This window comes from Pseudoalteromonas obscura (assembly GCF_030135505.1).
In the GTDB taxonomy this organism is placed as follows: Bacteria; Pseudomonadota; Gammaproteobacteria; order Enterobacterales; family Alteromonadaceae; genus Pseudoalteromonas; species Pseudoalteromonas obscura.
Genome location: NZ_JASJUT010000001.1, coordinates 403,447 through 427,652, shown reverse-complemented (window position 1 = coordinate 427,652; position 24,206 = coordinate 403,447). Strand labels below are relative to the sequence as shown.

General features: G+C 40.8%; 13 protein-coding genes. 10 read left to right on the top strand and 3 right to left on the bottom strand.

The window, feature by feature from the left end:
• Window positions 1-295: 295 nt before the first annotated feature.
• The 3 genes from QNM18_RS01830 to QNM18_RS01820 are packed head-to-tail and all read left to right on the top strand — an operon-like array spanning window position 296 to window position 6,824.
• Entirely contained in the window at window positions 296-2,887 is a 2,592-nt protein-coding gene (locus QNM18_RS01830; RefSeq protein ID WP_284136141.1) for a hypothetical protein, read from the top strand.
• Window positions 2,888-2,899: 12 nt separating this feature from the next.
• Window positions 2,900-6,607 carry a DUF637 domain-containing protein gene (locus QNM18_RS01825; protein ID WP_284136140.1) on the top strand — a complete coding sequence of 1,236 codons (3,708 nt, stop codon included), beginning with the start codon at window positions 2,900-2,902 and terminating at the stop codon, window positions 6,605-6,607.
• A gap of 19 nt (window positions 6,608-6,626) precedes the next feature.
• The gene (locus QNM18_RS01820) at window positions 6,627-6,824 is read left to right on the top strand and encodes a hypothetical protein (RefSeq protein WP_239426583.1); all 198 of its coding nucleotides are present in this window, start codon (window positions 6,627-6,629) and stop codon (window positions 6,822-6,824) included.
• Window positions 6,825-7,456: 632 nt separating this feature from the next.
• Here the strand turns inward: QNM18_RS01820 and QNM18_RS01815 are convergent.
• Window positions 7,457-8,437 (bottom strand): hypothetical protein, encoded by a 981-nt coding sequence (locus QNM18_RS01815; RefSeq protein WP_284136139.1) that lies wholly within the window; start codon window positions 8,435-8,437, stop codon window positions 7,457-7,459.
• 1,243 nt (window positions 8,438-9,680) lie between these two features.
• Between QNM18_RS01815 and QNM18_RS01810 the strand changes: the two genes are divergently transcribed.
• The 6 genes from QNM18_RS01810 to QNM18_RS01785 all read left to right on the top strand — a co-directional run bounded on the left by QNM18_RS01810 (window position 9,681) and on the right by QNM18_RS01785 (window position 21,316).
• Window positions 9,681-12,272: a hypothetical protein gene (locus QNM18_RS01810; RefSeq protein ID WP_284136138.1), complete on the top strand. Its 2,592-nt coding sequence runs from the start codon at window positions 9,681-9,683 to the stop codon at window positions 12,270-12,272.
• Window positions 12,273-12,284: 12 nt separating this feature from the next.
• Window positions 12,285-15,908 carry a DUF637 domain-containing protein gene (locus tag QNM18_RS01805; RefSeq protein WP_284136137.1) on the top strand — a complete coding sequence of 1,208 codons (3,624 nt, stop codon included), beginning with the start codon at window positions 12,285-12,287 and terminating at the stop codon, window positions 15,906-15,908.
• A gap of 2 nt (window positions 15,909-15,910) precedes the next feature.
• Window positions 15,911-16,840 carry a hypothetical protein gene (locus QNM18_RS01800; RefSeq protein ID WP_284136136.1) on the top strand — a complete coding sequence of 310 codons (930 nt, stop codon included), beginning with the start codon at window positions 15,911-15,913 and terminating at the stop codon, window positions 16,838-16,840.
• Between the two features lie 238 nt (window positions 16,841-17,078).
• Window positions 17,079-18,140: a hypothetical protein gene (locus QNM18_RS01795; RefSeq protein WP_284136135.1), complete on the top strand. Its 1,062-nt coding sequence runs from the start codon at window positions 17,079-17,081 to the stop codon at window positions 18,138-18,140.
• A gap of 269 nt (window positions 18,141-18,409) precedes the next feature.
• Entirely contained in the window at window positions 18,410-19,477 is a 1,068-nt protein-coding gene (locus QNM18_RS01790) for a hypothetical protein (RefSeq protein WP_284136134.1), read from the top strand.
• Window positions 19,478-20,008: 531 nt separating this feature from the next.
• Complete coding sequence (locus QNM18_RS01785; protein WP_284136133.1) at window positions 20,009-21,316, top strand: hypothetical protein; 1,308 nt, start codon at window positions 20,009-20,011, stop codon at window positions 21,314-21,316.
• 57 nt (window positions 21,317-21,373) lie between these two features.
• Here QNM18_RS01785 and QNM18_RS01780 read toward each other — a convergent pair whose 3' ends face one another.
• Together QNM18_RS01780 and QNM18_RS01775 are read right to left on the bottom strand one after the other, a co-directional pair.
• Window positions 21,374-22,162: a hypothetical protein gene (locus QNM18_RS01780; protein ID WP_247687559.1), complete on the bottom strand. Its 789-nt coding sequence runs from the start codon at window positions 22,160-22,162 to the stop codon at window positions 21,374-21,376.
• A gap of 422 nt (window positions 22,163-22,584) precedes the next feature.
• Window positions 22,585-23,187, bottom strand: a complete 603-nt coding sequence (locus QNM18_RS01775; RefSeq protein ID WP_284136132.1) for a FecR family protein — start codon at window positions 23,185-23,187, stop codon at window positions 22,585-22,587.
• A gap of 109 nt (window positions 23,188-23,296) precedes the next feature.
• On the opposite strand from QNM18_RS01775, the gene QNM18_RS01770 reads away from it, so the two are divergent.
• A complete protein-coding gene (locus tag QNM18_RS01770) occupies window positions 23,297-24,148 on the top strand; it encodes an enoyl-CoA hydratase-related protein (RefSeq protein WP_284136131.1) in 852 nt (283 codons plus the stop codon).
• The last annotated feature ends 58 nt before the right edge of the window (window positions 24,149-24,206 follow it).

Below are 24,206 nucleotides of genomic sequence, written 5' to 3'. Positions count from 1 at the left end.
GGCTTATATCGATACAACATGCTAAAGGAACAAATAACCATGCCAAAACTTAATTGGCAACACACAACAATGGCCAGATATGGTCCTAAATTGGTCGCATGAAAATATTCATTTCCTCATGGGAGATTCGAAATTTTTATTACCAAAAAACCTAAAAAAGCAGCCTTATGGCTGCTTTTTTACTTATATATCAGATATATCCTTGTATTTTAGCTAAGTTAACTTTAGGTACATAAAAGTTGATGTTGTTTCTAATATGTATACAATGGTTTTTTTTGTGAAATTAAGGATAGATATGGAAACAAAATGTTCTCAGCCTTTTCGGGTTGTGCTCTTATGTATGTTTTTCTCTGCATTAAGTACGGTAGTAAATGCTACTGAGCGTGTATCGGGATATATATATAATCAATCTTCTACTTTTTCGGTACATCATGAACCTAGTGCCTCCACAGACTTTTTGGTTGTAGAAAGTTCAGCAGCAGTGACGACGCTTAACTTTAATAAGTTTGCAACAATTGGTAAGCCTGTACTTATCAAGATCCCCAGTGACAGTAATATTGAAACCTTAGTGGTTAATGCGTCATCAATTGATATTCAAAATTTGGTTTCGGTGATGGGTAAGCCCGTGGATTTAGTGTTTATATCAAATGGAGGCTCTGTAAGTTGTAATAACTGTTCTTTTGATAATGCGGGGAGAGTATCTTTTGTAAATGGCACATTTTCTGGTGGCATTGTCAGAACGCGAGTCGGTGGTAAAGTGACTATCTCAAACCTAAGTGCGCCAGGTTTGCAATCTCTTGAAGTGATGTCCGATAGCATTGTTACATCAGGTGTTATTGACTTGAATTTACGCGCTGAGCGTCATCCTAATAGTGGATTCATTCAATCAAGTAGGGGCACGTATGTGCTGGGATCTGGGGGGGTTAACCTGTATCCCGGTCGCTTTTCTATTCGTTATAGCAATCTCGATATGATCTCTTCGACGACCCTTTCGAGTACTTACCAACCGGTTGGTACTTTTAAAGCAGCAAGTATTGGTATTGTTGCGTCGCAGCCAGTGACTATTCCTACTAGCACTGTACTCAATACCATGTCGGATGCTTTGGCGACTAGCACGCGACAGGGACAGTTTTACGCGCCAGCAGAAGGTGTGTTTATTCAAATAGCTGAACATGAAAGTGCGGCGTTGAATGTCTACGGTAAGATCTATAGCGACCGTATCATCACAACAAAAACCATCGGTGCGACGACTTATCGATCTGGGTCTAGGCTGATTGGCCAAACCGTCAAGAGTTTTTCAGACCGCGGGATGTTAAATCAGGGCTATATTGATGCAGGGAGTATAGAGGTTGCTGCTAGCCGACTGATTAACTCAGGCACCTTAAATGGTTCTAAAGTTAATATCGAAGTCGAAGGTGACGTATACAATACCTTTGGCGGTGTGATCAAAGCGGGCACTTTGAGCGTTGATTTGAATGATGGTATTTTCACCAATGGCTCTCGAACCAACAGACTAAACTGGCCTACAAACAAGTCATTGCTGGCACCGTCTATTAATGTTAATAGCTTAAAGCATGGCCCATATTCAGGCTATAGCACAGCGGGTACAGCACAAAGCCGCCTCAGCGCAAAAATTCATGCGAACACCATAAAAATAGTGGCTAAAGCCATCGAAAATATTAACCCTTACCATATTGAAGAGCCAAGCGGTGTTGACTGGAGTGCTGGTATTCGCGTAAACACAGCTCAGTCGGAGCAGGTCTCTATTGCAGCAGAGTCAAAAATAGAACTTAAAGCAAGTCAGTATATTCGCAACTCTTCTGCCATTTTACGTCTTAACCAGCAGGGGCTATTCCATATTGATACACCGCTGTTATTTAATGAACGTTACCGCCTTGAAACGACCTCTTACATTATTTCTCGATACGCTTATACGTCAGAAAATAAAGGAAGCCGCGATACGGTAGAGCAGGGAGTCGGGACGAAAATTGCGGCTTACTCACCTCCGGGGCGAATAGTCAGTTTTGGCGAGTTTCAAATTGGCAGTAAATCAGTACCTTCGAACAGACGTCGTTTTGTCAATGCATTTTCGTACATTGAGCTTTTTGGTAACGCGCGTTTCCAAAAACTAGATTTGGAATCAATTGGCATCAAATTAAGCAGTACGGTCGCAACAGATAATTTTTACGCCATTAAGCAGTGTATGGCCATCGGAAACTGTAGCGGTACATCGGTTGATACTTCTGTTGAAGGTGAAACCTTACTGGCCATTCATGGCAATGTATATGGTATTAACCCGAATGTAGAGAGTCAAAGCGACCTGACTGTCACTGATTCAAATTCATTGAATGCGACGACCAACGCCAAGATTAGAGAGTACTTCCAACGGTATGTAAAAGTTGTGGATGAAGATACTTATGAAGGCTACTCATCTCCTAAAGTACAAGATCAATGGGTTACTGCGTATTTGTATAAATGTGATGGCTATCGATATGAAGAGCACGGTTTAGTTAAAACTGAGAATTGCAGTTATTCCTCAGTAAGAGTGGCATTAAGTACGATACTTGGCGAATCCTCAGATGCAGATTTTGAAAATACAGGTTACACCTTTAAAGAAGTGACTGATGCTGCGAAATCTTATGCAAGTCGCAGGAGATATGTGAGCCGCGCAGAAGACTACCGCTGTGATAATCAACGTTACAGCTGCACCGCGCAAAACTTTAAATACCAGAATGTTGTAGTCAGTGACGGCGGTAAAAAAGTGACAGTGAGTTACAAGTATGAAATCTCGATTGATGATGAGTTAGACGATTTTGACACACCCTTTATTCGCTATATCTCCAAATCACCCACGATCACAGTGGCGGAATTGATGGCTGGTAAATAAATGGAATTTAAAATGAAAAAAAATAATGAGGCTGATAAGCCCGTACCATTTTACAAGAAGGCCATTGCCTACTTAAATATTTTTATGTTGCTAGGGCAGGTGTGTTTGCCAACCCTGGCTCACGCTTATAATGCTTTTGACAAGACGAATGCTGCACAAGTACTGGCAAGCTCTCCTGCATTTACTAAGGAGTCGAGCAATCGCCAAACATTGTATGTTAAATCTGAGCACATCGCGGAGCAGTCACGCGCTCAAAATGCTCAGACCATAGCTGGTTTTCATAAACTGCTTCTGGACAATAGAAAGTCAGCACTGCCTTCACCACAATATATCCCTATTTCCACAGGCTCGATCACGGTTATTTTTCCGCATTACCCGCTGGCAAAGCTGGTGGGGGACAGGTTTGTTCAATCACGCCTGATCCGCTCGCAAATTTATGCCGAGCTGAACCGCAACATGATCTCAACTGCGTATGCTGATGAAACGGCTCAAATAACGCAGTTATACCAAAATGCATACGAACTGGCTAAAAAGGGGAGTGTTACTTTTGGTGAGAAAGTACCTAAATCAGTTTACGACAGTTTTGGGAAAGATTTTATCTGGCCAGAGTTTAGAGAGATCAATGGAGAAAATGTACTGTCTCCAGTGGTACACCTGAGCGCATCGACAATAGAAACGCGCACCGTAAACGGTCACCTAGTCGAATTTACAGGCTCCGATGTAAACTTTAGAGACATTACTGTTAACAATGGCACCTTGCTAACAGGCCGTGATACTTATTTACGCACAGCGCGAAACCTTACTGTTAATCCCGGAGCACAAGTCGCCTCAGATGGCGATCTGAACCTATTTGTTGGTGGTACTTTAAGAAACTTATCAGGTAGCCTGACAGCAAGAGACAATGTAGACATTATTGCTGGTCAATATGAGCAGAAAACGTTAGTACACCGTTTTTCTAGCCGCTATGAGCGAGGCTCTCGCTTTGGTGAAATTGCCTCGGTCAGTGGCGAGAATATTCGTATTCGAAGCATGGGTGACATTGTTATTCAGGGCGGTACGATAACTGGCAATACTATCGGTTTACGTGCTGATGGCAATATTCGACTAATTTCTCAACAAACTAGCTACGTTAACAATGAACCGGTTGGCGAATATTCGCAATCAACTTCTGAAGTCAAACACTTGACTACAAAACTGTCTGCTAAAGACAGTATCTACCTAATGGCGTCTGGTGCGATTGAACTCAAAGCAGCAGAGTTACATGCCGATGAAGGGGTTATTGAGCTACTGGCAGGCCAGGGGATTTTTGTATCCAATGAGTTTAATCAGTTCCAGAAGCAATCTAGTGCAAAGTGGGGCAAAACTACAGAGCAAGAGCAGGAGTTCCAGACTATTGCCGTGCGTTCAGCATTAGAGGCGGGTAAAGGCATAATGGTAGCGTCGGATTTCGGCGATATTACATTAAAAGCAGCCAAAATAAACTCTGGTGAAGGGACTACGATAGATGCGCGTAACGGCAAAGTAAATCTGTTGCTTGCCAAAGAGCAGGACCACTATTTTTACAATCGGGTTAAAAAAGGCACCTGGAAAATAAAGACCGAAACTAAGCAAGATACGGTCGATACTGCGGTGTATAACGAGATCATCGGCGGTGTTAAGGTCAAAGCGACCCACGGAATTACGCTTGAACTGGGGCAGTATGAAGGAGAAAGCCTACAGGATACGCTAAATACATTTAGCAGTAGCAACAGCTTAAGCTGGATGTCAGATCTGCACAATGATCCTGAGCTTTCAGGCAATATTGATCTCGTTTATCAAAAATTAGAAAGAATCCATAAACACGATAAAACCAGTACATTGAGCCCAGCGGCTATGGCGGTTATTGCGATTGCTGTATCTGTTGCGATGGGTCCTGGTGGCGCGGAATTAATCGGTTCCACAGGATCAATTGGTTCCTTCGGTGTGATCAATGGTGCCGCGATGCAAGCGGGTGCTTTGGCGTTGGCAACACAAGCAGCTGTAGGACTGGCCAGTGGCAAGGGAATCGATGGTACTTTGGAGTCGATGTTACAAGAAGACAGTATCCGCTCTCTTGCGACTTCAATGGTTACCGCGGGTATATTAAACAGCGAAGCATTTAAAAGCCTGAAGTTTTTTAGCAATGCAGACATTGGCTCTACATTTTTTGAAAGCCAAAATGCGATTGATTTAGCAAACCAAGTTTCCATGGCTGTTGCAAATGCTACGGTTAGTGCTGGCGTATCAACGCTAATTAACGGTGGTGATTTTGGTGATTTCAAAGGTCAATTTGTCAATTCATTGAGAGCTTCTGCCATTAACACCGTGGGTGAAAAAATGGCTTCCAAAATCGGTGAACTGGCAGATGATGGAACGATAGATCAAGCTGTTAGATACTTATCTCATGCAGCACTTGGCTGTGCAATAGGAGCCGCTTCAGCGAGTGCAAATAATGCTGAAAAAGGCACTGCATGTGCATCTGGGGCGGGCGGTGCCGTAATTGGAGAGGTAGTCGCTGACAAATACAAATCAAGTCAAGATTATCATACCAAGCAAGCTGAGTTAGAAGGCATCTTAAAAGACCTTGGTTTAGATGAGTCAAAATTTGTTGGGTTAACGCACGAGCAGAAAAAAGCACTTCTTAAATCCAATGCGCCAAATCTAATGAAACAACTTAGCGAAATCAAAGCCAAGGGGGTTGATCTTGCGAAGTTGGGTGCTGGAGTAGGGGCGTTTATCGCTGGAGCTGAGGTTAATATAGCTGCTAATGCTGGCGAAAATGCAGCGGAACATAATGCATTTTGGTTTGTTCTACAGGCCGGTTATATGCTCTACAAAGCATACGACTTGTATCAAACAATTGAAGGTGCGATCGCTATTGGAGAGGAGTTAGCTGCTGCTAAAGACAACCCTCAAAAGCAGATCGAAATTATCAAAAAGCATGCTATTTCGCTTGGTATCGATATTGTTGTTGGAAAAACTGCCGCAGAAACATTAGGTAGTTTGATTAAAATAGCGAAGTCTAAAGGGATTGTTCCTGAGCGTGTCGTTGAAGAGCTTAATTCTATACTGACTAAGCTAGAGTCTGGAAAACCTCAGAACTATAAACCAGGTGAAAGCCAGCAGTCTCATGTCGACTTTGAATTTGGGCCAGTTGCTTGGGGCGCCAAAGTTGAGAATAAACTTGAGTTAGGCAGCTTCATTGAAGACAATAAAATTAGTTTAAAATCAGGCTGGGATGCTAACAGGTTATATGATGAAGTTCTCAAAAAGCCAGAAAATGGAAAGAGGCCTCCAGTTGAAGACTACCTGTCACAGGAATATATAGATTCTCACTTAGATAGATTCAAAGGGGGAGCAGTTCGATTTACTACAAAAGATGCCATCAATCAGTTTGGTAGTATTGGCCCAAGTGAAGCTTTTATTATGCCTAAAAGTGACTTTGATGAAATTGTTCGACGTGCTAATGGCAATGTTTCTGAAATAGAAATTGCGCTGGGTTTAAATTCAGGTGACTTGAGCAATGGAGGTACCGTAGCCGCGCATATTCTACCTTCTGAATTGGGAGGGATACGTCTACCAAGTGGCAATGAGATGGGGGCGAACGATATGTGGGTACCTGGAGGTGTTACTTCTGGAGGGGTACGAGAAGCTATCTTAGATGTAACTCAAGTTCCCTTAAGAATGCTCAAGTTTAAGTAATTGTTTGGAGTATAAGGTTATGAAACCAGATTATGAAGAAATAAGAGGGGTTTGCTGCATGGTTGTCCGAGAGAGGGGCAAGTTTTTTGTCAATTATGACAGTGGTGCACATGGATCAGGCGTAACCGTTAAGGAAATTACGGAACAGGACTTCAATGCAGTAAAAAGTGGCAAGTTAAAAATTGAAAATATAATAGATAAATATCGCTTTCAATAATTCGGCAAGATAATTGGACGGACAAGGCAGCTGCAAATTTATTGCTCAAATCAAGTTATTTTGCTGTTTAAATATTCAGTCATAATGAAACTTGAATTTTAATGGCGAAAGCAATGAAGACTTAATAGATTTGCCTTTGATGTCCTATTATCAATTCAAAGCACGGTGTTTACACCGTGCTTTTTTGCATAAAAATAATATAGAGCAGTACGGCTTTTGTAGATTAAGACCCTGTACGTTTACTTCAATGTAAGCGCGAATCTCAAAAACGTTATCCCGGTGAGGCTAACTAAGGTAATTAACTCCACTACATCTCTAAAATATAGGATATGGTTGGTAACTGAGTGCGCATTTTTCAGTAGTATTAAGCCAATTCAGTACTGATAAAACGAGATGGCTAGGTGTGTATTCAATGGCAACGAGCGTTGGAAACTGTGTTCAAATTTCGTTAATACCTGCTGAGAATAAAACTATCTAACTTAATAAACTCGTATATTTTTCTGGAGGAAATTAGTGACATTGAAGTAAGAGCTGATACAAGTTGACTATGCTTCAAGGGTAAAAACAGTTGACTATGTTAGTCTCAGCAACAAAGTAGCCAACTGTTTTTTGTTAATCAGACTAGCTGAAAATTAGTAGCAGGCTACCCCTTCACGATTTGAGCACCATCCATTAACTTTCAGTTGCGTTTCAAACTTCTTGAAGTCACTGTTGCCATTTTCATCAGTCACGACGACCAATCCAGAGATTGTATATGTATAGTCGTATTTTTCTTTGAAAGACAAAGTTAGAGAACCAGTTTTTGAACCTTTACCGAATGCTCTTACGTATGTTTCCAGTTTCTGGCCGTCAGCTGAGTATTGAGGAACACTGAACGTGATTGAAGACTGGTCTATGCCTACATCTTTAGTTACGACTACTTTCGCTTCAGGACCTGATACGTTGATTTTGCTCGTTGCATAGGCATCAACTGCAATTCTGAAGTTGCTCAAGTTGCCGCCATCTCTTGAGTTGTACAGCTCAACCATATCAAACTCTTCATAAGATGTAGGTTCACGGCTGGTAATAGAACGGAAAGTGGCTTTGGCTACGTTTAACAGCGATGCGTCAATAGGGAGGTCAGCAGCTGTTTCGAAACACTGATTGGCCTTAACTTTTTTGCCGATACCTGTGTAGGTATTATATGCGTCCTGTTGTCTTGGGAAATAGTAGGCGTCATCTGGCACCCCTGCCATAACTTCCCATGCTTTTTTGACTAATGTCCATTCAGGTCCAAGCTTTTCGAGCCATGATTCAGTCGCCTCTTCTTTGAAATCGGCTCTAAGCTGTTGGTCAGAGCTATCCCTCGATTTACCTAGTGTCCAATAGTTTCTATCATGCGTGTTACACTCATCTGTGTACTCTTCAGCAACTTCGTTGACAATATCAAAGAACCAGTTTTCTAGTTTGTCAGGCACGCCACTTATGTCAGATTCAACAATCGTGCAGCCGTCTACTGGTATAGTGAATTTTGGGCAAGAGTAGATGTTTTCAGCCTGATGAGGCTCTAGTGGTGCAGGTCCATTTGCCTGTAGCACAGAGATTAAAATTGGTACAAATAGAGTAGAGTCCATTATCTTATCCTTATTATTAGATTTATATCTTATCAGTATCCCTAATATCTACTCAATCGATTAAAAATTGTCCTGTTATGTAGCGTTAATTGATTGATATTAGATGATATTAATCAGCATTGTACCACTATCTGCTCCTAAACTTCAATTTATTAACGTATCAATTAAAGGATATTCATGAGGTGTGTTTATATTAACATTTTCATATTGCTAATCATCTCTATGAATCTTACAAGTTTATGTTTTAAAAATAGACATATTTCGATTTAGAATGTGTCATGCAGCAATGCTGTATTTATGAAAAAGTAATAAATGAAGAATCTCAAAATTTGTGAGTAAATAGCTGGGCCTATGGAGTGGCTGAATTTAATTGAATTGGCTTTTTAGCATGAGATATTGAGGAAATCACCGTCGATGGTACAGTATTCACAGCTTTTAATGGGGGGAGAAGATAGCAAGTTAAAAAACTCCGATACTTTGCTTCATTTTTACTCGAAACTCCGATATGGCAAACTTTTATAACTTCGCTCACTTCTGCAAGTCCAATATGATTACTTCGACGTTGACAAGAAAAACTCGCATTTATGCTTAATATAATAACGAGAGTAAAAGTATGTGTGATTAAGAACTGGCCTCTTTCGTGATTGCTATACATTAAATTCAACTGAGAACAATATCCTAGAATTAATCCAAAAGGAGTCGTTGTGCAGCTTTTTATATGGAATAAATGTCTTTACAATTTTATATCCGGCTTTTTGATAAGTATTGGATGTGAAAAAACTTAACATTGTTTAGCCTCATACAGGCCTCCCCTTAAATTATTTTTAGACATCAAAATGAACTGGAACGTCTATATAAATTGCATACCTGTGTTTGTACGGAATTTATGCAAAATGTGGTTCGAGTCAATGTGATACCTCTACTGGCCGACTGCTCATAACATACTAATCGACATGACTGATTTATGATGTGTAACTAAACTTGGCTGTATATTGAGCGTTTTGTAATTAATTTCGTTACCATGATATTTAAAGTTTAATTCAACTCATACCAACGTATTACTGACAAAATGCATTTGCTATCAGGGTGATTTTAATTATGGGTATTAATATATTAATTTTCTATTTATATGTATGTCAGTTACAAAAATAAAATCTAAAAATTTTTAAATTTCGGTTTGTAAAAGTTGAGTCCGTTTCTTATTTGTATACAATTGGCGTTTTTTGTAAAAACGAGGATAGAAATGAAAGCAAAACGTTCTCAACCTTTTGGGGGAGTGTTTTTATGTATATTTTTCTTTACGTTAAGCGCTGCTTCAGGTATCGCTGCAAGCGCATCGAATTATATATATAACCAGTCTCCTATTTTTTCAGTACATAAAAAACCAGAAGCCTCCAGTGATTTCCTGGTTGTTGATAGCACAGCTGCAATAACAACGCTTAACTTTAATAAATTCGCAACAATTAGTAAGCCTCTGCTTATCAAAATACCTAATGATAGTAGCACTGAAACCTTAGTAATTAATGCAACAGAAATTGACATTCAAAATACAGTTTCAGTGATGGGAAAGCCTATCGATCTAGTGTTTATTTCACAAGGCGGTACTGTTAGTTGTAGCAACTGTTCTTTTGATAATGCGGGAAGAGTATCGTTTATCAATGGCACACTTTCGGGCGGCATCGTGAGAACGCAACCTAGTGGTAGGGTGACTATCTCAACTCTAACTGCACCAGGTTTGCAATCTCTTGAAGTGATGGCAGATAGCATCGCAACGTCAGGTGTTATTGATTTAAATTTACGTGCAGAGCGTCATCCCAATAGTGGATTCATCCAATCAAGTAGGGGCTCTTATGTACTGGGTTCTGGCGGTATTAACTTGTATCCGGGCCGCTTTTCTATTCGCTATAGTGATCTTGATATGATTTCATCGACGACTCTGTCGAATACTTATCAGCCGTCTGGTACTTTTAAAGCTGCGAGTATTGGTATTGTTGCGTCGCAGCCAGTGACTATCCCTGCTAGCACTGAGCTCAATACCATGTCAGATGCTTTGGCAACGAGTACAAGGCAGGGACAATTTTACGCGCCAGCAGAAGGCGTGTTTATTCAAATTGCGGAGCATGAAAGTGCGACATTGAATGTTTACGGTAAGCTCTTTAGCGACCGTATCATCACAACGAAAGCAATCGGTGCGACGACTTTTCGTTCTGGTTCTAGATTGATTGGTCAAACAATCAAGAGTTTTTCAGACAAAGGGCTGTTAAACCAAGGTTATGTTGATGCAGGGAGTATCGAATTCGCTGCAAGTCGACTGATCAACTCTGGCACTCTAAGTGGCTCAAAAATCAATATCGAAATCGAAGGTGATGTCTACAATACCTTTGGTGGAGTGATCAAAGCAGGTACTTTGAGCGTTGATTTGAACGATGGTATTTTCACTAATGGTTCTCGTACCAACAGGTTAAATTGGCCGGAAAATAAGTCACTGAGTGCGCCATCTATTGACGTTAACAGTGTTAAGCATGGCCCATATTCTAGCTACAGCGCTACCGGATCTGCACAGAGCCGCTTGAGTGCAAAAGTCCATGCGAACACCATAAAAATAGTGGCTAAAGCCATCGAAAATATTAACCCTTACCATATTGAAGAGCCAAGTGGTGTTGACTGGAGTGCAGGTATTCGCGTAAACACTGCTCAGTCTGAGCAGGTCTCAATAGCGGCAGAGTCTAAATTGGAACTAAAAGCAAGTCAGTATATTCGCAACTCTTCAGCCATTTTACGTCTTAACCAACAGGGGATATTCCATATTGATACACCCTTATTATTTAACGAACGTTATCGTTTAGAAACTACCTCTTTCATTATATCTCGTTACGCTTATACGTCGGATAATAAAGGAAGCCAAGATACAGTTGAACATGGAGTTGGGACTCAAATATCTGCTTATTCTCCACCTGGGCGAATAGTCAGTTTTGGCGAGTTCCAAATTGGCAGCAAAGCGGAACCTTCGACTAGGCGTCGTTTTGTCAATGCATTTTCGTATATTGAGCTTTTTGACAATGCGCGTTTCCAAAAGCTGGATTTAGAGTCAATCGGCATCAAATTAAGTAGTACAGTAGAAACAAGTAACTTTCATGCCATTAAACAGTGTGTTGCTTTAGGTAATTGTAGCGGTGCAGCAGTCGATACTTCTGTAGAAGGTGAGACCTTACTAGCCATTCACGGTAATGTGTATGGTATTAACCCCAATATGGAAAGCCAAAGCGACCTGACTGTAACAGAGTCAAACTCACTAGATGCAACGATCAATACCAAGATTAAGGAGTACTTCCAACGGTATGTAAAAGTTGTGGATGAAGATACTTATGAAGGCTATTCATTTCCCAAGGTTGACGACCAATGGGTTACAGCAAGTTTGTTTAAATGTGATGGCTATCGCTATGAAGAGCATGGTTTGACACAAACAGAAGATTGCACCTACTCCTCAGTTAGAGTTGCCTTAAGTACAATACTTGGCGAATCCTCAGATGCAGATTTTGAAAACACAGGTTATACCTTCCAAGAAATAGACGATGCTGCGAAAGCTTATGCTAGAAGTAGGCAGTACGTAAGCGGCTCTGAAGACTACCGTTGTGCCAATACTCGTTACTCCTGTACTGCGCAAAATTTCGAATATCAAAATGTTATTGTCAGCGATGACGGTAAGAAAGTGACGGTGAATTACAGATATAAAATTTTGATAGATGATGAGTTAAATGATCATGACACGCCAACTCTTCGCGACGTATCCAAATCACCCACGGTCACTGTGGCAGTCTTGATGGATGGTAAATAAATGGAATTTAAGATGAAAAAAGATAACTTGGCCGACAAGCCCGTGCCATTTTACAAAAAGGCCATTGCCTACTTAAATATTTTTATGTTGCTGGGGCAGGTGTGTTTACCAACTCTGGCACAGGCCTATAACGCCTTTGATAAGACCAATGCAAATCAACTGCTGGCAAGCTCTCCCGCAATCACTAAGGTGCCTGACAACCGCCAAACAATGTATGTGAAATCAAAGCATGTTGTGGAGCAACCTCGCGCTTTAAATGCTCAGACCATGGCTGGTTTTCATCAGCTCTTGTTGAGGAATAAGAAGCACGCATTACCAGCACCTAAAAAGATTCATCTTGCTGGCAGCTCAATCACAGTCATTTTTCCAAATTACCCGCTATCAAAGCAGGTTGGTGACCGGTTTGTACAATCACGTTTAATCCGCTCGCAAATTTATGCCGAGCTGAACCGAAACATGATCTCAACCGCGTATGCTGATGAAACGGCTCAAATAACGCAGTTGTACCAAAATGCCTATGAATTGGCTGGAAAGGGCGGTGTTACTTTTGGTGAGCAAGTACCTAAATCAGTCTACGACAGTTTTGGTAAAGATTTTATCTGGCCAGAGTTTAGAGACATCAACGGGGAAAAAGTACTGTCTCCAGTGGTACACCTGAGCGCTTCGACAATAGAAACACGTACCGTAAATGGTCACTTGGTCGAATTTACAGGCTCTGATGTAAACTTTAGAGATATTACTGTTAACAATGGCACCTTGCTAACAGGTCGTGATACATATTTACGTACAGCGCGAGACCTTACTGTCAATCCAGGCGCGCAGGTAGCCTCCGATGGCGATCTGAACCTATTTGTTGGTGGTACTTTAAGAAACCATTCCGGCAATTTAAGTGCCAGAGAAAATGTTAAAATCATCGCGGGCCAGTATGAGCAAAAAACACTGGTGCACCGTTTCTCTAATGAATATGAACAGGGGACCCGATTTGGCCAAATTGCTTCTGTTAATGGCGAAAATATTAGCATATACAGCATGGGTGACTTGGTTATTCAAGGCGGTACGGTAAGTGGAAACACAATCAGCCTAAGAGCTGATGGCAATATTCAGTTAATTTCTCAACAAACCACTTACGTTAACAATGAGCCCGTTGGCGAGTATTCTCAATCAAGTTCGGAAATCAAACACCTGACCACAAAACTGTCTGCTAAAGATAGCATCTATTTAATGGCATCGGGCGCGATTGAACTTAAAGCTGCAGAACTGTATGCAGATGAAGGTGTGATCGAACTGCTGGCGGGTCAAGGCGTTTATATTCTTAACGAATTTAATCAAAACCAAAGCCAGAAATCTGGAAAGTGGGGCAAGACTACTGAGCAAGAGCAGCAGTTTCAAACAATGGCTATTCGCTCAGCGTTAGAGGCAGGTAAAGGTGTACGAATCACTTCTCAATTTGGTGATGTCACTTTACAAGCTGCTCAAATTACCTCAGGAGATGGCGCATCCATCGAAGCGCGAAATGGTCAAGTGAAGTTTTTATTGGCCAAAGAGCAAAAAGACTACTTCTACAACAAGGTCAAAAAAGGCACCTGGAAAATTAAGACCGAAACCAAACAAGATACGGTCGACACAGCGGTGTATAACGAGATCATTGGTGGGGTAAAGGTGCATGCGACCCATGGTATCACGCTGGAGTTAGGGCAGTACGAAGGAGAAGATATTTCATCGGTGATCAGTGGCTTCTCGGGAGTCCCTTCACTGAGCTGGATGCAACAATTGCACGATGATCCTGAGGTTAATAGCAACTTAAATATCGTTACGACGGAGCTAACAAAACTCCATATAGATAAAAGTACGAGCACTTTAAGCCCTGCAGCAATGGCTGTGATAGCGATTGCAGTGTCGGTTGCGATGGGGCCTGCTGGTGCAGGACTGGTCGGTAACGGAGGTACGATCTCAGCGGCGTTCCAAAGCGCTTCGATGGGCGCTGCAATGTCGGCTGGCGCGGTTACTTTGACGACTCAGGCTGTATCCAGCTTAGCCGCGGGTAATAGTGTCGGAGATACGCTAAACAGCATGCTGAGCAGTGAGAGTATCAGAGCCTTGGTTATCTCAATGGCCACAGCCGGCATGATGAGCCATTTCAGCGACCTACAGTTTTTTGGGGAAGTTAACCCTGATGCTGCTTTCTTGAGTACAGATACACTTATATCAGTAAGCAACCAAGCAACTCAGGCTGTTGTCAATTCAACAATTAGTGCGGGCATTTCGACTGTAATTAATGGTGGAGATTTTTCTGACTTTGCTGCGGGCTTCACTAACTCACTGAAAAGTGCAGGTATCTCGGCAGTAGGTGAGTATATGTCATCTACAATAGGCTCCGCGTATAGAGGCGGTGACATTACCAATTCTGTTAGATATTTAGCGCATGCTGGTGCAGGTTGTATTTTGGGTATAGCAACCAGCGAAGCAGGCCAAGCCTCTGGTGGAGGAAGCGAGAGCTGTTTGACTGGTGCTGGCGGTGCGGTTGTTGGAGAGCTGATAGCTGATACATACAAAGCTAAAAAATTAGAAGAGTTTTATCAAAGAGAGGCTGACCGGGCTCAATTACTGCGTGATGCTCAGTTTAGTGATGCAGAAATTGCCGCGTTTTATAAGTCTCAAGGTGCTCAAGCATATTTTAATAAGGAAGTGGCTAAGCTTACTGAAATTGGGGTCGACTTAGCGAAATTAGGAGGAGCAACTGCGGCATTAATTGCCAATAGTGATGTTAATTTGGCTGCAATGACTGCAGAAAATGCGGCGCAGCATAATGCATTTTTCTTGATACCCCTAGGCTTATTGGTGTTGAAAGGAATTGATATCGCGCTTACAGCCAACGAACTACATGATATCTATGACACCATGGGTAAGAACCCTACTAAGGGTGAAGAAATGCTCCAAGAATGGCTCGTGGAGCAAGCCGCTGGTGGGCTAATTGGCAAGGCTATTCCCGGTTTTAAGTCTTTTGAAGAGATGCTTGACTGGCTAAAACGCAATGATGTACTGTCGCCAGCCATGCTCAAGGATATTGAGGACAATATTGCTTCGGGCAAACAGGGCAAACCCAGTGGTGAAATTGGCGATATTAAAGTAGCCGATGCAGTTAAAAACCGTCTTGATTTAAGTGAATTTAAAGATGAGCATGAGTTTTTGGTTAAAGTTGATGGTTCACATGTTGCAGACCGCAACGACGGCTTTTATGGTGAGCAAATAGCCAAACAGCTTTTTGAAGACAGCACGGGTATAGACTTTAAAGATATTGTAAAAAATAAATCTAACCATGGCGCTGACTTATTAGGTGTTGACCCAGACGAGTCAAAGAAAACGATTTGGCTGGTGGAAACTAAATCCAGTTATAGAGATAAGTTTCCAAATCCAGATAAATTAAATTTGGAAGAACGTGGTGAAAAGTGGATAGAGCAGGTGGCGACAGGGAAGTTAAATGGACAGGAAGTGACGCCAGAAGCAAAGCGTTTTGCCGAACAATTGCAAGACCTGATTGCGAAAGGGTATACAATTAAGCCCATTTTAGCAAAGGTCTCAGTTCCTGAGCCTGGTAAAACAGGTACGGCAACGGTCAAGATAGTACGAGCGAAATAATTATGATAAACGAGAAACAAGTAGAAAAGTTTATACGCAAACGCAAGCGAGCGATAAAAAACCCAGTTAAATATGCAGGTGTATTTGAAGATAGCAAAAATGATACAAGGTATTATATAGAGCACGGTCGTAACGATAGGCAGCAGAGTTACAATGAGCGATTGCCATTTTTACCTTGGGAGTTCTTAAAGACAGAATTTGTAATACCGACAGATTACTATGAAATGTCTGCACAGAGCATGCTTATTCAAGAGGGAAGTTTGTGTAGTAATACGTTAAGCCATAGCTTATGTTTTGCGCATATAAATTGTATTATTACCTATTTTACACACAAACGTTATGTTATTCGCTTTGACAGGGAGCGAAAAAGAGGTGTTTCACCGGACAGTGTATTTTATTTGGTTATGGCAGTAATTTTGCAACAACCGGAACGGGCAGAGCATATATTTAAATTGCTACAAGTGGGTTATCCAAAGTTTTGGATAAACCGCTCAAAAAGTCATATTGGTGATTTTATTATACTCTTGTTTGATGCAGTTAAAGGCGGTAAACAGTTGCAGCCCATTGTTGATGATTTCGCTTATGTGGATATTGTTGCCCGATGGGATACCTGTGATTTACAAGAACTAACGGGTTATCTAACTCAATTATGTGACGACCAAGTTGCACAAGTTGCGTCGCCGCCGAGTAAAATGTATTTTGAATTCGATAACATGAATTGGCAGTTTACGCCTTATGCCGCTTTGTTGTTGTTAGCCCTTCGCGCGGAGCGTGGTTTACCTAACCCTGATTTTAGCCATCCTGGGTTTGGCAACATCACACAATTGCTACCCGATGAGCCTGTTGCACCAGTAGAAGATGAGCTACTAAGCCAGCTCCTAGCTTGTATGCGTGCTCAAGGCTTCGATGAAGAAGCATTGATGAATGTGTAATCAGCACTAAGCAACTATAACGAGGCAGTATTGACTGTCTCGTTAATCGCTTTTAATAATTACTGAAAGCAAAAGTAAATACTTTTACACCTAATTTAAACGCTCTTCCTGCTATTTACCCTTTACAACCATTATTTTAAGCTGATTAAAATAACCCAACTTTCGAAAAAGGTGGCTGTAATTCGATTAGCCTTTTAAAATGTGCCTGCCCAACTCTAGGGTCTTAAGGTAAAAATAAATGAATGAGTCTCAAATTTTAATGAGCAAACTGCTGGGTCCTAGGGACCCGGCTGAGCTCAATTGTGTTGGGTTTTCAGCGCGAGATATTGATGAAATTTTAAAATATGCGCCACCATCTTTGGCGCATTATTCACAGTTTTTGACGTTTCTTTCAGTGATGGGATTAGAAGATGGCGGGTTATTGGATTCTGAAAAAATACTGCATTTTCACTCTGAAGTTAGCTTTTTAAATCTAGTTTCTGAATATGAGAACTTTTATGAAAAATTGCGTGAAGCTGGTTATTTTCCATCGGCCGGCGTTTATCTACTGGAAATTTATGCTGATGAAATCTATTACTTCGATTTTGACAAGGAGAATCAGCATGTATATGTTTACAATGATCGAAATAAGAAAATAAAAGATACTGGTTGGGACTTCTTTACATATCTAGACAACCGCTGTGCTATTGACAAGTCGCAATTCCATCGCAATAAACGCTGTACTCGATATAGAGAGGTGCTTCCCGAGCAGCTACCAGCTGTAAAACCTGCACCGTCAGAGAAGGAGGGCTCAGATTTTGTGAGTCTGATGGATCACAAAAATACGTTTCCGCACCTTGCCAATCTGAAAGGGTACAATATGCAAGAAATTGCCCTGTTGGAGGCTGTTTATAATATAGGTGTTACCGGAGAGCTTCTTTTGTTTCTTTTTACTATGGGAAGAAACCATGGTGGTATTCTAAGTTCATTATCTGCTATGCATAACAATATGCTTTCGTATTTAGATGTAACGAATGAGTTACGTGAATTGCTGGAAGAATACGGTAGATCAGATTTAGCCGAAGAAGTATTTATATTAGAGATGGATGATGAGGATTTCTGCCTGCTCTTTTATGCAAAAAGTGATGGTGGTGTTTATTACATTGACAATGATAGTGAAAGGCTATTTATGGCATACAATTCAATTTCAGATTTGCTAACTAAAAGATCTGAAAAAATAGAAAGGAATGGTGTAATAAACGAAGTTATAGCTGAAAACTGCACACTCCTCTTTGATTTTGAGGTAGGCCCACTTTACTAGTTTCTATTTACGAAATTTAGTTTAAAATCACATTCAAAAATTCTATAAAAGCAGCCCAAGGGCTGCTTTTTTCGAAGAACCAGCTTGATGATAAGTTGGTCTTCATATGTATAAATGCTGTTTGGAATTATTATGCTAAATATTGCTTGTTGGTTGATTTTTACATATCCAAATATAGTCAAAGTAAACAGTTAAGTGGATAGTGGCTTTAATTCGATTAGCCTTTTAAAATGTGCCTGCCCAACTCTAGGGTCTTAAGGTAAAAATAAATGAATGAGTCTCAAATTTTAATGAGCAAACTGCTGGGTCCTAGGGACCCGGCTGAGCTTAATTGTGTTGGGTTTTCAGCGCGAGATATTGATGAAATTTTAAAATATGCGCCACCGTTGATGGCGCGGTATTCACAGTTTTTGACGTTTCTTTCAGTGATGGGGTTAGAAGATGGCGGGTTATTGGACTCTGGTACTTTTTTTCATTTTAGCCCTAAGCAGAGCTTTTTAAATTTAAGATTAGAATGTGAAAATTTGTATGAAATATTTCTAGAATTACGCTCACTCCCTAAGGAAGGGTGCTACTTGTTAGAAATAAACGGTGATGAATATTATTACTTTGACTTTGACTTTGACAAGAAAAATCAGCATGTATATGTCTACAATGACAAGACGAAAAGTATTCGTGATTCAGGCTGGGATTTCTTTGCTTATCTGGACAATCGCTGTGCGGTTGACAAGTCGCAGTTTCATCACAATAAACGCTGTACTCGATATAGGGAGGTGCTCCCTGAGCAGCTACCTGCCGTGAAACCAGCACCGACAAAAGAGCAGGTCACTGACTTTTTGAGTTTGTTAAATCATGAGCATGCTTATCCACGTATTGACGAGCTGAAAGGCTACAATATGCACGAGATTGCCCGACTGGAAGCTGTTTATAATATAGAAGTATCCGAAGAGCTGCTGTTGTATCTGTATACGATGGGTAGAAATCAAGCAGGTTTAATTGCGCCAATACCAAAAGGCCACTGCGACTGGATTTCATACTTCTATGCAATGACAGAGCTTCGGGAGTTATTGGAAGAGTACTATATAAAAGAGTTAGCGGAAGAGCTATATATTTTTGAGATGGATGAAGAGTTAGACAACTTCCTGTTTTACTCTAAAAGTGACGGTGGTGTTTATTACCTTAACAATAATACGGAAAGATTAGAGATAGTATATAAATCTATTTCAGAGATGTTGTTTAAAACCTCAAAAAGTATAGAAAAGCATGGGGTGGAAGATACATCAAAAACTGATGACAGTGTACTCCTCTTTGATTTAGAGGCAGGCCCCCTTTACTAGTTTCTATTTACGAAATTTATTTTAAAATCACATTCAGAAACTCATTAAAAGCAGCCCAAGGGCTGCTTTTTTTCGAAGCAACAACTTGATGATAAGTTGGTCTTCATATGTATAAATGCCGTTTGGAATTATTATGCTAAATATTGCTTGTTGGTTAATTTTTACATATCCAAATATAGTCGAAGTAAACAGTGAACTTGAGAACAGTTCAGGTGAAAAGAAGCATTTTTTATAGGGTCCCAGTACTTGAAGTAGAACAAGTGATAGAAAACCTCTTGTAAAATGATGCATTGGGAACTCAATATTGGGGAAGTAGACGGAGGCAGTGTTGCTTTTCTGTTGAGGCTAATGCGTAGCTTTATAGAGGTTAAATGGATGTTTCTTTTGTAAGGTTTGCGTGAGTATAACGTTTATTTCAAAGTTCTTTATAAACAGGTGGTTGGTTATTATTCGTATTTCTTAAATTTAGCCGCACTCAAGCTATATTACGTGTACAATGCGCCGAAGATTTAAGCAAAGAATATAAAGTAAATGAAAAAATTCGTAGTTTCTCCAGTTGTAGCTTCGTTGTTTGCGCTTGGAGGATGTGGTAGTTCTACAGATAATTCCCCAGAAAAAGAAGTAATTTCACCAAAAGCTGAAATTCAAACAACAACGCTTACATTTAATGTAAAAAGGCGCACAAAATGTGGCTTAGTTGATTACCCTAATGCCAGTGTCATTTTTCATGGCGAAGACGGAAAGCCCATTGCAACGTATTCAAGCGACAAGGGGGGATTTTTTAGTCAGGAGGTACCAGAAGGAGCTAAACATGTGTCTATCATTGGAATGGAAAGCTATGGTAGAAACGACACGACTCGAAAGATATACAGTAAATTGGATATAGCCAATGGCGCTGAATTAGAAACGATCGAATTTGAAGATTTCTCAGTTTATTGTGAGTGTAAGGACGTGACGGTAGATCTAAGCGCACTCGCTGTAACCCATAGCATGTATAGCATTTCAAGGTTAGGAGGCGGCTCAATAAGTAATTATCAAGACGCGCCCGAAGTATGTGGTAGTGATGCGAAATTGTATTACTCGATAAATAACCCTGGCTATGAATTGAACACTTTGGCTGTTGTTGATGTGCCTCAGGACGTAAACTCAATCGTGGTCACTGGCAGTGATTTTGTTCATCAAAGTGTGAATGTACCTACATCGCAATTTGAAGCAAAAACGAGGGTGGATGTTTATGGTTTAGACGATGACGGAAATAAAATTTTAGAAAATTTTGAATATTCAGCAGAACAAGTAAAACTAAAAATCTATCCATCAATATCTTCTAACAATAAACTAGATAACTATAAGAGTATCTCCTTCGCTCACGAGGGGCATCATGTAATTATGTCGAGTGGAGTGAGAGCGCAACTAGATGAAATGGGTCAAGTGACAGGTTTCAAGTTGCCTGAAGCATCAACAGAGCTAGCAGGGCAATTGTCATCCGCAGTAACCGCGTTAGAACAAGAACAAACGATGGCGTATGATTTTACTGATCTTGATGCACGTATTCAAACAGCTTCATGGCAGTTTTATATTGAAGGTACTGAGTCTATAAAATGGAATATTGCTGGCTCAGTGAAATCTGTGCTGCCCAAGCTAACATTTGGGGATGTGGTTTCGCTGCCAACGCAAAAAGTGTCATATAGATCTCATTTGTTGTTGTCAGGGTATGATGGGGCACCTAGTGATATTGAAGGATATCGAGGTTATGTATATAAAAACCTTGATAAGAGTAACCAAAGTGATTATGCCTTTATCTTCCTGTCTTCGCGAACAACTGGCGAGCCTATTCTTTAACTAAAAAAACGGCAGCTCTTAGACGCTGCCGTTTTTTTGAATCTTTTTTATCAACAATTACTTGATGATAAGTTGGTCTTCGTAAGTATAGATGCCGTTTGGATCTGTTAGGTTGAATACCTTAACAGCCATTGTTTTACCAGCAGCGTTTTCACACTGTACGATTTGGTATAAAACTGGCTGAGCAGTGTCGTTAGTGTACACTTTGTCTTGCGTGAAAACGTCAGAGTGGAACGTATTTGAAGTATCACGTCCGTGGAATAAACCTAGAGATAGGCCACGGTTTGCAACAGTATGACAGTAAGATTGGCTCTTGTTTTGGTTGTTTACGTTAAGCGTGCTCTTTACGCGGAACGCCGTGTGGTAACCAAAAGAATAAGGTTGGTTAACGAACTCACCAGCTGGCTCAACTGTGATGTCCCAGTTTACAATTGGTGCGCCAGGTACGTTTACAAGTACATTGTACCAAGTGTTGTCTGCATCGTAACAGCTTAAGTGAAGCGTTTTATTGTGAGTCAGTTTGTCTTCTGCAATTGCATTTGTTACACCAACACTTGCTGCGTTAGCGTTAGCTGCATCTGCTTGAATACCTACATTTACAACATGGCTGCTGTCAACGTTTGAATATAGGTTACCATTATCGCAACGTGCGCCATCACGAAGTTCAATATCAGCTGAGAAGTTGTGTGCGAACTCACTTGTGATAACTACACGGCTAACCGGGCCGTACGAGTATACAGTGTGGCGATCATAACCATTTGTATCAGCGATATTAATAGGCGCAGCAACTGCACTTACAGTAGTTAACATAGCAGCAGCGAGAGTACCTAATTTAAACATTTTCATCTTCTTTCCTTTGGTCGTTCATTAGTTCGGTTGTTTATCACTTGTTAGTTTTGTCAATCATCACTTGGGCCCAAAGTGTTGACGAGATGCAAAGTAGCAAACGAAATGGGTACGAGGCAAATTAACCAAGAAAAGTCGCTATCAAACAGGATGGTGATTTAATATTCATAATAATATCAATAATATATTGGCTTTTTGGGGTGAGCTTTGTAAATATATAAGTATATCTACTATTTTATTCATAAGGTTCAATCATCATTGCAGATAAGTTCATTGTTTATAGATAATTAATAATTTGAATTTTATGTAAATAAAAGTGTTTTTTTTGATTTTTAAAGCTTAATAGCAGCTCCATTTAAGCGAGGGGATAGTAATTTTCATACATCTCAGTAACCAGAAGTATTGTTTTACAATGCAGAAAATTATTGAATCGTTTTGACTGCGTCCTGAAGTTTTTTATCTGACCATACCTCTGGTGTGGTTGGTGCTTTGCCTTTTTGTAACGTAGTGCCCATTCCCGGCTTTGAAATAATCACTCGTCCATGCTCATTCTCTACGACGATTGGGTGCTCACTGTCTAATAAAATGACATCAATCGTATCTTCGTCGTAGAGGTTTCCACCCCAAAAATCGGTGCCTCGTATGCCAATAGAACCCATTGGTGTTTTAATCTTAAAGTTTGGATTGGTCACTTTGGTTATTTCTCCCGTAACTATCCGAAACGCGCCAGAGATAAACTCAAAGCTAGCATCTGAGCTTTGCTGATACTCAAATTGATTAACAACAAATTGCGTTTGTTCTCCTAAGGACAAAATGGTTCCCTCCGAGAATCTCACTTGTGCGCGTGCGTTCTTACCCGTATGCAGAGCGTCCTCGATAAATATAGGGGATTTACGCGTGAGATTACGATGTTGACTGTCTGACTGAGCTGTGACCTGTTTTTTGGCAAGCATGACTTTTGCCACCTGATTATCTGCAAAACTGTACGTGCTTAAAATAAGCAAACTCAGTAACAAGGCTTTCATTAATCAACTCCAGAGGTTTTATATAAAAATAGAAGCAGAATCGCCGAGTGTCGAATGGTGTTGGAAGGATAAGGTTAATTCAAAATATCTAATCACAAAGTGGCTGACAGTGCGTCAGCACTATGAACAACACATCAGAACAGGTAATGAATTTGTGCAAGTGAGAGCAACTTCCGTTTATGCCAGTGAGCCCTTGGCGATCATGCGATCTGGGTCGTTACATTGGGCAACAATGCAGCTAAATAAAGCTCCGTATTTTACTAAATCTTTGTTACAGCAGCTAGGCCACTTTTATTTACCAGAGCCCGGTGTTCAAAATCATACGATTAAGGTTTTGAGTAGTGATAAATCGGGTGTTTTCAGTCTGGGTGGCGATTTGGCGAAATTAACAAACTGTGTAAAGCAACAAAATGAGCCTTGGCTCCGAGATTATGCTTTTAACTACATGACCTTGCTACATCGTATTTTGGCAGGTTCTCGGCATAATCTAACCAGCATCGTGTTGGTACAGGGCAGGGCTTATGGAGCTGGAATGGAAGTTGCTCTTTGTGCTGATTGTGTTGTTGCAGAAGAAGGGGCGGAATTTTTCTATCCACCTGTTGCCTTTAATCATGGGCTAGAGCACTTGCTGGTATCAAAGTTAAAGCACAAGGCGTCACGGTGTGCGTTGATGGAAGTCATGTATTCTAATTCGCGTTTTAGTGCTCGTGATTTATATGAACTGGGACTGGTCGACGTTTTGACAGAGTGTGGTAAGGGAGAGCAGAGCGTACGTAGTCTAGTTCAGCGGGCACAGGCCTGCGATATTGGTCATACAGTATTACAAAAATATCGACACCGAAAAGAAACACACTCTGTCAGTCAATTTGGCTCATTGGCAGAGGCTTGGGTTAAAAAAGCCGTCAAGGTTGACGAGAATCAGCAAAAATACCTGCGTAGACTTGGGCGCGTAAGGTATTGAATATAATACATGGCGATGAAGGCCGTATACGCGCAAGGAAGGGGTAGCGGCCTCATTT

What these genes read in the sequence shown, in the direction of transcription:
- QNM18_RS01830 (WP_284136141.1), top strand. Translation starts at nt 296, where the DNA reads ATGGAAACAAAATGTTCTCAGCCTTTTCGGGTTGTGCTCTTATGTATG.
- QNM18_RS01825 (WP_284136140.1), top strand. Translation starts at nt 2,900, where the DNA reads ATGAAAAAAAATAATGAGGCTGATAAGCCCGTACCATTTTACAAGAAG.
- QNM18_RS01820 (WP_239426583.1), top strand. Translation starts at nt 6,627, where the DNA reads ATGAAACCAGATTATGAAGAAATAAGAGGGGTTTGCTGCATGGTTGTC.
- QNM18_RS01815 (WP_284136139.1), bottom strand. Translation starts at nt 8,437, where the DNA reads ATGGACTCTACTCTATTTGTACCAATTTTAATCTCTGTGCTACAGGCA.
- QNM18_RS01810 (WP_284136138.1), top strand. Translation starts at nt 9,681, where the DNA reads ATGAAAGCAAAACGTTCTCAACCTTTTGGGGGAGTGTTTTTATGTATA.
- QNM18_RS01805 (WP_284136137.1), top strand. Translation starts at nt 12,285, where the DNA reads ATGAAAAAAGATAACTTGGCCGACAAGCCCGTGCCATTTTACAAAAAG.
- QNM18_RS01800 (WP_284136136.1), top strand. Translation starts at nt 15,911, where the DNA reads ATGATAAACGAGAAACAAGTAGAAAAGTTTATACGCAAACGCAAGCGA.
- QNM18_RS01795 (WP_284136135.1), top strand. Translation starts at nt 17,079, where the DNA reads ATGAATGAGTCTCAAATTTTAATGAGCAAACTGCTGGGTCCTAGGGAC.
- QNM18_RS01790 (WP_284136134.1), top strand. Translation starts at nt 18,410, where the DNA reads ATGAATGAGTCTCAAATTTTAATGAGCAAACTGCTGGGTCCTAGGGAC.
- QNM18_RS01785 (WP_284136133.1), top strand. Translation starts at nt 20,009, where the DNA reads ATGAAAAAATTCGTAGTTTCTCCAGTTGTAGCTTCGTTGTTTGCGCTT.
- QNM18_RS01780 (WP_247687559.1), bottom strand. Translation starts at nt 22,162, where the DNA reads ATGAAAATGTTTAAATTAGGTACTCTCGCTGCTGCTATGTTAACTACT.
- QNM18_RS01775 (WP_284136132.1), bottom strand. Translation starts at nt 23,187, where the DNA reads ATGAAAGCCTTGTTACTGAGTTTGCTTATTTTAAGCACGTACAGTTTT.